Origin of the sequence: Haemophilus sputorum CCUG 13788, assembly GCF_000238795.1 — a bacterium.
Classification (GTDB): domain Bacteria; phylum Pseudomonadota; class Gammaproteobacteria; order Enterobacterales; family Pasteurellaceae; genus Haemophilus_A; species Haemophilus_A sputorum.
Genome location: NZ_AFNK01000051.1, coordinates 1 through 2,239, shown reverse-complemented (window position 1 = coordinate 2,239; position 2,239 = coordinate 1). Strand labels below are relative to the sequence as shown.

Here is a 2,239-nt window from a genome sequence, read left to right as displayed (position 1 = left end):
TACTGCGAGTGCCACATGGACCCGGCGGGGTCGTGAGACCCTGGCATGTCAATACGATCTCTACGCGGGAACCGGGAGATNTCCCCTCTGACCATCTGCCAGTGTCGGAGACGGCCCGCACCGGGAAGACGAGGAGTCATAGCCGGTGATGTACGGAGAGGAGAAGTCGGGACTCGCTCATAGTAGCGGCGAAGCAGGCGAACAACCCGAAAGGAGCGGAGTCAGTGGAGCGAAGGAGCGGGGCCAAGGGGAACGCGGAACAGCCACACATGCGCCGGACACAGAGCCGGGAAAGCATGTCACAGAGGCTGTCACGCGTGCGGGAAGCTGCGAAGCAGCGGAAGAAAGAACGGTTTACAGCATTGTTCCACCTGCTGACAGTCGAAGCACTGGAAGCCGCATTCCTCTCCCTGAGCAGGAAAGCGGCCGCCGGAGTGGATGGCATCAGGTGGATGGACTACGCCGGAAACATGAAGAACAACATAACAGATCTGCACCGGAGGCTACATCAGGGCAGCTACAGGGCGCAGCCCGGCAGGCGTCACTACATCCCAAAAGCGGATGGAAAACAACGCCCGCTCGGCATCGCCTCGCTGGAGGACAAGATCGTCCAGTATGCGCTGGTGAAAATCCTGAACGCAGTCTATGAAAACGACTTTATGGGGTTCTCATACGGGTTCAGACCCGGGCGAAGCCAGCACGATGCACTGGACGCACTGGCCACAGGGCTGGTACGCACTAACGTAAACTGGGTACTGGATGCCGACATCAGTCAGTTCTTCGACAGGGTGAGCCACGAATGGCTGATCAGGTTCACAGAGCATCGGATCGGCGACCGGAGCGTAATCAGGCTCATACGTAAGTGGCTCACAGCCGGGACGTTGGAGGAGGGTCAATGGCGAGCAACGGAGGAAGGCACCCCACAGGGTGCGGTCATCTCACCGCTGCTGGCAAACATATACCTCCACTACGTCTTCGATCTGTGGGCGCATCAGTGGCGACGTCGCTATGCCACAGGCAATGTGGTAATGGTCAGATACGCCGATGACATCGTCATCGGGTTCGACAAACGATACGATGCCCGGCGCTTCCGTATAGCCATGCAGCGCAGACTGAGGGAGTTCGGACTCACGGTTCACCCGGAGAAAACCCGTCTGATGGAGTTCGGCCGCTTCGCTGCCGAAAACCGTGCCATCAGGGGAAAAGGCAAACCAGAAACGTTCAACTTCCTCGGGTTCACGCACATCAGCGGGAAAGATCGCAACGGCAGGTTCATGCTGATACGAAAGACCCGCCGGGATCGGATGACGGCAACTCTGAAAGCCATCAAAGACGGTCTGCGAAGGCGCTGGCATTACTCAATCCCCGAACAGGGAAAATGGCTCAGGAGAGTGGTTCAGGGATACCTGAACTATCACTCGGTACCGGGCAACTTCCCCACCATGCAGAAGTTCAGGACACACGTAACAAACCTCTGGCGCCGGGCGCTCAGGCGCAGGAGCCAGAAGGATGATACGATCTGGACGAAAGCAAACAAACTGGCAGCCGCATGGCTACCAAGGGTTCGGGTTCTTCATCCATGGCCTGTGGAGCGGTTCACCGCCAGACACCCGAGGCAGGAGCCCGGTGCGTAAATCGCGCACGCCGGGATCTGTGCGGGGGGTATCCGGTAACGGGTATCCCTACCGCGACATATTTAACAGCGTGACGATAATCCAGATCGCCTGCCGGATAATGGTGCCAACTTACTGATTTAGTGTACGATGGTGTCTTTGAGGTGCTCCAGTGGCTTCCATCTCCATCAGTTGTCCCTCCTGCTCAGCTACTGAAGGCGTGGTGCGTAACGGTAAAAGTACTGCCGGACATCAGCGCTATCTCTGCTCTCACTGCCGTAAAACATGGCAGCTACAGTTCACTTACACCGCCTCTCAGCCCGGTACGCACCAGAAAATCATTGATATGGCCATGAATGGCGTTGGATGCCGGGCAACCGCCCGCATTATGGGCGTTGGCCTCAACACGATTTTACGTCACTTAAAAAACTCAGACCGCAGTCGGTAACCTCACGCATACAACCGGGCAGTGACGTCATTGTCTGCGCGGAAATGGACGAACAGTGGGGCTACGTCGGGGCTAAATCACGTCAGCGCTGGTTATTTTACGCCTATGGCAGGATGTGCAGGACGGTGGTGGCACGCGTCTTTGGTGAGCGTACTCTGGCCACGCTGGAGCGTCTTCC

General features: G+C 57.5%; 1 protein-coding gene and 1 pseudogene. Both read left to right on the top strand.

The window, feature by feature from the left end:
- Positions 1 to 296 precede the first annotated feature (296 nt).
- Positions 297 to 1,634: a group II intron reverse transcriptase/maturase gene (gene ltrA, locus HSP_RS0106715; protein ID WP_425268518.1), complete on the top strand. Its 1,338-nt coding sequence runs from the start codon at positions 297 to 299 to the stop codon at positions 1,632 to 1,634.
- A gap of 151 nt (positions 1,635 to 1,785) precedes the next feature.
- Positions 1,786 to 2,239: pseudogene (locus HSP_RS11225) on the top strand (IS1-like element IS1X3 family transposase); the annotation flags it as partial.

Coding starts and splice junctions, on each gene's coding strand:
- ltrA (WP_425268518.1), top strand. CDS start 297: ATGTCACAGAGGCTGTCACGCGTGCGGGAAGCTGCGAAGCAGCGGAAG.